Origin of the sequence: Amycolatopsis sp. (genome assembly GCF_035276945.1) — a bacterium.
In the GTDB taxonomy this organism is placed as follows: Bacteria; Actinomycetota; Actinomycetes; order Mycobacteriales; family Pseudonocardiaceae; genus Amycolatopsis_E.
Map to the genome: position 1 here is coordinate 1 of NZ_DATELF010000184.1, position 7,535 is coordinate 7,535.

A 7,535-nucleotide genomic window follows, 5' to 3' on the forward strand; every position below is an offset into this window, starting at 1 on the left:
GGGCGTATCCGACAAACGGCCGGACCAACTGATTCAGGCGCCCGTATCATTTGACTAGAAGAAACATTTTTCGCAGCTCTCGCGATCGATCAGGCCTTCCGTTCCGAATGGTGATGGCAATCAATACCGTGGATGACGTGCTTACCGAGCTACGGGAGCCGCATGGCGCATGCGGTTCCGCGCTGGGCACACCGCCGCGACAGTCGTGGTGCAAGGTGCGCGGCGGGCTGCCGACGGGACTGCGGCTCCATCAGGAGGCGCTCGACGCGCGGGCGCGAGTGCTCGGCGTGCTGCCTTCCTGATGCGAGGTCGTGGTTTCCGAGCGCGGCGGCCGGCACCCCGGCCTGGCCGCCGGCCGCTCCGCGGTCCTCGGCACCCTCGTGAACACCCGCGGCCTCATCGAGCTCGTCGTGCTCAGCGCCGGCCTGCAGACGGGCATCCTCGACAGCCGGCTCTACTCCCCGGTGGTCGTCATGGCCGTCACCACCACCGCCATGACCGGACCACTCCTGCGCTGGACCACCGCCCGGGCTCCAGCCGTCTTCAGCACCGAACCCAATCCCTCCCTGCCGGGGAGGCCCGGATGACGCCCAGGCCATCGGGCAGATCACAGCCGCGTGATGCTGGCGGACACGGCCTGGATCCCCTCCCCCGCGGTCACCTCGATGGTCGCTGCCCCGATCGAATCGACCCTCCAGCCCGACCCGAACACGTCCCGGATCTCGTCCTCGCTGACCCGCCGCGGCCCCCAGGAACCAGGCTGCCGATCGCTGAAACACAACAGGTGGTACCGGCCTCCGGACGGAAGGACCGCGGCCAGGCCGGCCGCATACCGGAACCGGTCGGCGTCCTCGAACACGTGGAACAGAGCACTGTCCAGCACGGTGTCGAAATACTCCCCCAACACGGCCAGGTCAAGCGCGTTCCAGACCAGGAAACGGGCGTTCAGCCCCCGCTCGGCCGCCTTTCGCCGGGCAATCGCGATCGCCCCTTCGGCGGCGTCGACACCCGTCGCGGGCAGTCCGAGAGCGGCGGCCAGCAGGGCGTGCTCGCCGCTGCCGCAGCCCACGTCCAGCACCCGGCCACGCACTTCACCCGCGTCGGCCAGTCGTCGGAACACACCCTGCGGGCGGTCGATGTCCCAGAGCGGCTTCCCGGCATAGGCGGCCCGGAACACCTTGGGCGCGTTCGAAACGTCAGGTTCAGTCATGGACTCGATTGTCGCGCGGGTGAAATCGAACGGACACAGACTTTCCGACTACTTCAAGCCGAGTTGACAGTGATTTGCCCGGCTGACCCACCCTCCCCGCACCTGGTTGCACACCGAGCCAGCCGGTAGCCGATGAACCGCCACCCACCGGACCTGCACACGCTCCCTTCACCAAGATCACGAACTTTGACGTTCCCCGAGGTCGGCACCTCGGAGGAGAGCAACTCCTGCCGCAAGTACCCGGTCAGGGTTCGGGCACCTGGATACTCGAATACCAGCGTTGGTGGTAGTCGCAGCCCGGTGCTGACGGCTAGCTGGTTTCGTATTTCAAGCGCGGTCAACGAGCCGGATCCGAGATCGCGGAATTCGGTGGTCGGACCGATGGCTTCGGGGCTGTCGTGCCCGAGTACCTCGGCGAGGTGTCCCCGGATGAGAAAGGCCGATGATTCCGATGTCGAGAGGGGGCAGCTGGATCATGAGGCTGTCGCGACTGTTGACGTCAAACTCGCGCCGCGTCCTGTCCCGACTATGCACCATGATCGCCATCGGCGCCTCCTTCCGTCATGTGATCCCATTGCACAGGGCAGTCGCGGGTAAACGCATCGGAGGATCAGTGGGAAGAACTACGCCAAAAGACGTAGCTGCGAACGGGCTCGGCGGTGCGGAGCCGACGGCTGTGCTCCGAGCGCTACCGGCTCACTCCGCGCGCGGACGCTCGACGTCAGCGGGCCGGGGGCCGCGACATGACGGCAAGGAGGCCGCCCACGACCGAGTCGCGAGGAAGGCGGCACCCCGTCCCTGGCAACCTTGCTCGGACTGACGCGGGTCAGCGGCCGCGCCCAGGAACACGTGCAGGGGATGGTGCACTTGCCCGAGTCGAACCCCTGGACCTCGCAGGTGCCAGTTCGGTACTGGTGCGGGAACGGCCATCGTGGTCCTCCTCCCGGATGCTGCGAATGGGACGATTGACAACTCCAGGGTGACTCCCGTGACCAGCGAAAACAAGTCGCCCCCTGGTCCGTGACGGATTCTGCCGGACGCTCTCTGACGGGCGGCGGACTACGGATCCCCGCACGACCTTGAGCTGTCGCACAAGTATCCCGGCCACTCTTTAATATATAGATGCCTTCGGCTCGATTTAGTTGACCCGCTCCGGGAAGTTTCCCTGAGATATGTACCACAATGGCGGATTTGGTTGTCGCGATGTATTTTTGTATGCGCACCGGGAAAGGGGTTGGATGGTGCAATCCAGTCTGCCGGGAGTGTGTCGCCTACAGGTTACCACCCCAAGACGGAATTTCTCGCATTGTGCGACCGCTACGCCACCGGTGCGATTATCCCGAGTGTGCCGAGGCCGAAACCACGGCGGAATTCCCGGGCCGCCGAACAGCTTCGGTGAAGCGGCGACCTGCTCGTAGCCATGCTCGCACGCGTGTGACACTGACGCAGTTGGCCTCCCGGCCCGGATGACGAAAGTGTGGAAACTCGCGTCATCCAGGCCAAGCGGCCGTTCCGGCCGGACCAAGAACCCGGCAGGCCGGCTAAGGCAGAGCTTCAGCACAACACAAGACCAGCACAATATCATTGCCACGCCACATATCCTACCCTGTCGGCCACCTGATGAGGTCTTGCCGGAGAGCAACCACGCCTCAATCGGTGTTACCGTTCGGCCCCGGCAGGGTGATCACAAGGAGACAAATGCCTCACCTCGATGATGCCACCGGAGAAGGACCGTCGGACCCTGTTGTGGTCGTAAGCATGGCGTGCCGGTTTCCTGGGGCCGTGAGCTCTCCCGAGGATTTGTGGGAGCTCGTAAAGGAAGGCAGATGCGTCGCTTCCGCCATGCCCGAGGATCGGGGCTGGAATTTCGATCACCTGTTCGGCACAGCGGGAAATGATGCGGGAACGTGCGCGACGCGATCGGGCTATTTCGTCCCCGACATGGCAGATTTCGATCCCGAGTTCTTCGGGATAGCTGAGCGGGAGGCCACCGCCATGGCACCCGAGCAGCGGGTCGCGCTCCTCACCGCCTGGGAGGCCTTCGAGCGGGCTGGCATCCGGCCGCGAACCCTGCGCGAGCAGGACGTCAGTGTCTTCCTGGGCTACTGCGGCGCGACCGACTACGGGCCGCCGTGGGACGACGTGCCCCCGCAACTACGGGGGCGCATGCTCACCGGAACCGACCCCAGCCTGTTGGCCGGGAGGCTCTCCTACATTTTCGGCTTTCACGGCCCGGCGGTGACGGTGAACACCGCCTGTTCCTCGTCGCTGGTCGCCTTCCACCTGGCGTGCCAGAGCCTGCGATCCGGCGAGTCGGTGGCCGCGCTGACGGGTGGGGTGGCCTTCCACGCCCGGCCCGGCATGTTCACCGAGTTCAGCAGTGCCGGTGCCATGTCGCCGGACGGCATCTGCAAATCCTTCTCCGACGCCGCGGACGGCTCCGCATGGGGCGAGGGCGTCGGGGTGCTCTTGCTGACGCGCATGTCCGAGGCCGAACGCCGTGGCTGGCCCGTCCTCGCCGTCGTCAGGGCCAGCGCCATCAATCAGGACGGGCCGAGCCAAACCCTGACCGCGCCCAACGGCACGGCTCAGGAGAGCGTGATCAGGCGGGCGCTGACCGTAGGGGGCCTGCGGCCTGACGAGGTCGACGTCCTCGAGGCCCACGGCACGGGTACTCCGCTCGGTGACCCGATCGAGGTCGCCGCCCTGCAGGCCACATACGGCCAACGCCCGCACGACCGGCCGTTGCTGCTCGGGTCGGCGAAGTCCAACATCGGCCACACCATAGCCGCGGCGGGCGTGGCCGGCGCCATCAAGATGATCTCGGCCATCCGCGACGGCGTGGTGCCCCCGACCCTGCATGCCAGCAAGCCCCATCAGCGGTTCGACTGGGCCTCCGGCAACATTCGCCTGGTGACCGAGGAAACGCCGTGGCCGCAGACCGGCCGGCCACGGCGGGGCGCCGTGTCGTCGTTCGGTGTCAGCGGCACCAACTCCCACGCCATCTTCGAGGAGGCACCGCCGGAAACCGTCGGTGTTCCGGCCGAGGACATGCCGTACACCGCATGGGTCCTCTCCGGCCGTACGGAACAGGCCCTGCGCGACCAGGCCGCCCGGCTGCGTGACCACGTCACGTGCCACCCGCGGGCCCGGCTCGCCGATGTCGGGTTCACCCTCGCCGAGAAGCGCACGCGCTTCGAGCACCAGGCGGTGGTAACCGGCGGCTCGACCACGGAACTCCGCCAAGTCCTCGACGCGCTGGTGCGGGGGGATGTCGACGACAGGGTGTTCACCGGATACCTGCCACAGTCCACGGATGACGTGTTGTGCCAGGAGGCCGTGTTCGTTTTCCCCGGGCAGGGCTCACAGTGGGTCGGTATGGGGGTTGAGCTGGCCGCCCGCTCGGAGGTATTCGCCCGCCGCCTCCGGGAGTGCGAGGAGGCCCTGGCACCTTATTGCGACTGGTCGCTGTCGGATGTGTTGAACCAGGCGCCCGGCGCCCCGAAACTCGACCAAGTCGACGTGGTGCAGCCCGCCCTGTTCGCCGTCATGGTGTCGATCGCCGCGCTCTGGGAGTCCTGCGGCGTCCGGCCGGGTGCCGTGATCGGCCACTCCCAGGGAGAGATCGCCGCTGCCTGCGTGGCCGGCGCGCTTTCCCTCCAGGACGCGGCGAAGGTCGTGGCGCTGCGCAGTCAGGCCCTTGACGGCTTGCCCGGCGATTACTCCATGGCGTCGGTGGCGCTGGGCCACCACGAGGTCGAGGAGTATCTGGCCGGACGCGGCTCGTCGTTGTCGATCGCCGTGGTCAATGGCCCCCAGGCCACCGTGCTGGCCGGGCGGGGTGCGGAGTTGCGCCAGATAGTGTCCGACTTCGAAGCCGTGGATGTTTCGGCCCGCATGGTCCCGGTCAACTACGGCAGCCACTCCCCGCAGGTCGAAGCGGTCCGCGAAGACATACTGGCGGCGCTGGTGGAGCTGACGCCGCGGTCCTCGTCCATTCCCTTCTACTCGGCGCTTACCGGCCAACTCCTGGACACCGAAACCCTCACCGCCGACTACTGGTACCGCAATCTGCGGGCCCCCGTCCGGTTCGATCTGGCCGTGGCCAAGGCACTCGAGGATGGCTTCGACGCCTTTGTCGAGACCAGCCCGCACCCCGTACTGGCGGCCTCGGTCGAACAGATCGCCGAGGCCGCCGGAGCCGAGCACATCACCGTGGTCGGCTCACTGCGGCGGGATGACGGCGGTTGGGACCGGTTCACCCGCTCACTGGCCGCCGCCTGTGTGAGCGGCCTGCCGCTGGACGGCGCCGGCTTCTACGGCCCCTGGCGACCTCGCTTCGAGCAGCTGCCGACCTATGCCTTCCAGACCCGTCGACTGTGGCTGGAACCCGCCGCGCCCGCGGCGACCTTCGCTGGCGCGGAGCCAACCGGGCACCCCTGGCTGAGTTCCGCCCTGTCCCTGGCCGACACCGGCGGATCCGTTCTGACCGGCCGACTGTCGGCCCAGACCAGCCCGTGGCTGTCCGGGCACAGGGTCGCAGACCGCGCCGTGGTCCCTGGCGCGGCCGTGGTCGAGATGGCGATCCGGGCCGCCGACGAGGCCGGCTGCGACGTCCTGGCCGAACTCACCCAGCACCAGCCGCTGCTGCTGCCCGACGACGAGCCGGTCGGCATCCAGATCACGGTCGGCGGTGTGGACAGCGACGGCGGGCGCCAGTTCGCCGTCTTCTCCAAACCTGAGCACCCCGATGCCGTCTGGACCCGGCACGCCGAGGGCGTCCTGGGAAACGCCGGTGATCTCCCGCCTGACGAGGCCACGGCCGCGTCCTGGCCGCCGCCCGGCGCGCAGACCATCCCGGTCGAGGAACTCTATTCCGGCGGGACCGCTGTCGACTACGGGCCCGCCTTCCGGGTGGTCACCGCCGCCTGGCGCCATGGTGGAGACCTCTTCGCAGAGGTGACCCTCCCAGCCGACGCCGGGCGGGAGACCGGCGCCTTCGGGCTTCACCCGATCATGCTGGACGCCGCCTTGCACGTGACCGCCCTGGCACGGCCGGACGGCGAACGGGACACGACGATGCTCCCGTTCGCCTGGCACGAGGTGCGCCTGCACCGGACGGGCGCGGCGCACCTACGTGTGCACGCCGTGGTCAACGACAACGACTCCTTCCGGCTGAGCCTGTATGACGGTGGGGGCCGCCCAGTGCTGACTGTCGGGAGCCTGCTCATGCTCCCGGCCACCAGCCGGCCCTTCGACGACGCGGCGCAGCACCGGGACGCCATGTACCGGCAGATCTGGAAGCCTGTCATCCTGGAGCCCCTGGGCGTCAAGGCCGACGACTGGGCGGTGGCCGGCACCTCCCCGCTCACCGTGCCCGGCAGTGCGTCGACGGTGTACCCGGACCTCGACGCCCTCCGTAAGGCGGTCGGCACTGCCGGCCGGGCTCCGGGCGTGGTCGTCTGGGAGGTGGCGAAGACTGGCGATCGACTGGTAACGGCGGTCCTGGGCGCACTTCAGCGCTGGCTGGCCGACCCCTCGGTGCTCGACAGCCGCCTGCTGGTCGTCACCCGGGGCGCCGTCGCCACCCGCGAAGGCGAGATCGACGATCCCGAAGGCGCGGCCGTCTGGGGACTGCTGCGGTCCGTGCAGACCGAGCATCCCGACCGTATCGTCCTGGTCGACACCGACCGCCATCCGGCCTCCGTGCAGGCGCTCGCGACCGCCGCGACCGGCGCGGAACCCCAGGTCGCCGTCCGCGAGGGCAGGGTGACCGCGCTCCGGCTCGTGCACGCGGACCCCGGCACCCGGGCAAACGGCACTGACCTTGACCCGAATGGCACGGTCCTCGTCACCGGTGGCACCGGCACGCTCGGTGCGGCGCTGGCCCGGCACCTCGTGGTCCGGTACGGCGCCCGCAGGCTCGTCCTGACCAGCCGACGCGGTATGGACGCGCCCGGCGCGGCGGAATTGCTCAGGTCCCTCACGGAACTCGGCGCCACCGTACGGGTTGAGGCGTGCGACGCGTCGCGGCGGGAGGAGGTCGCGGCGCTCATCGAGGGCATGGACCACCCGCTCACCGCCGTCGTGCACACCGCCGGCGTGCTCTCCGACCGCCTCATCGAATCCATGACGCCCGACGACGTGGACCGTGTCATGGCAGCCAAGGCGGACTCCGCCCGGCATCTGGATGAGTTGACCCGGGGTCTGGATCTCGATGCGTTTGTGCTGTTCTCTTCCTATATCGCGACGCTGGGCAATGCGGGCCAGGGGAACTACGCGGCCGCCAACGCGTATTTGGAGGCGCTGGCCCGCTGTCGACGTG

General features: G+C 68.3%; 5 protein-coding genes. 3 read left to right on the forward strand and 2 right to left on the reverse strand.

The window, feature by feature from the left end:
* The first annotated feature begins 128 nt into the window (after positions 1 to 128).
* Positions 129 to 302: a hypothetical protein gene (locus VJT49_RS34140; protein WP_324169123.1), complete on the forward strand. Its 174-nt coding sequence runs from the start codon at positions 129 to 131 to the stop codon at positions 300 to 302.
* A gap of 9 nt (positions 303 to 311) precedes the next feature.
* Positions 312 to 587, forward strand: a complete 276-nt coding sequence (locus tag VJT49_RS34145; protein WP_324169124.1) for a hypothetical protein — start codon at positions 312 to 314, stop codon at positions 585 to 587.
* A 20-nt stretch (positions 588 to 607) separates the two neighbouring features.
* On the opposite strand, the gene VJT49_RS34150 is transcribed toward VJT49_RS34145, so the two are convergent.
* Both VJT49_RS34150 and VJT49_RS35580 read right to left on the reverse strand, forming a co-directional pair.
* The gene (locus VJT49_RS34150) at positions 608 to 1,210 is read right to left on the reverse strand and encodes a class I SAM-dependent methyltransferase (protein WP_324169125.1); all 603 of its coding nucleotides are present in this window, start codon (positions 1,208 to 1,210) and stop codon (positions 608 to 610) included.
* Between the two features lie 53 nt (positions 1,211 to 1,263).
* Complete coding sequence (locus tag VJT49_RS35580; protein ID WP_414636147.1) at positions 1,264 to 1,641, reverse strand: acyl carrier protein; 378 nt, start codon at positions 1,639 to 1,641, stop codon at positions 1,264 to 1,266.
* 1,327 nt (positions 1,642 to 2,968) lie between these two features.
* On the opposite strand from VJT49_RS35580, the gene VJT49_RS34155 reads away from it, so the two are divergent.
* Positions 2,969 to 7,535 (forward strand): type I polyketide synthase (locus tag VJT49_RS34155; RefSeq protein WP_324169126.1); only part of this gene is annotated, 4,567 nt, incomplete at its 3' end.

What these genes read in the sequence shown, in the direction of transcription:
- VJT49_RS34150 (WP_324169125.1), bottom strand. Translation starts at nt 1,210, where the DNA reads ATGACTGAACCTGACGTTTCGAACGCGCCCAAGGTGTTCCGGGCCGCC.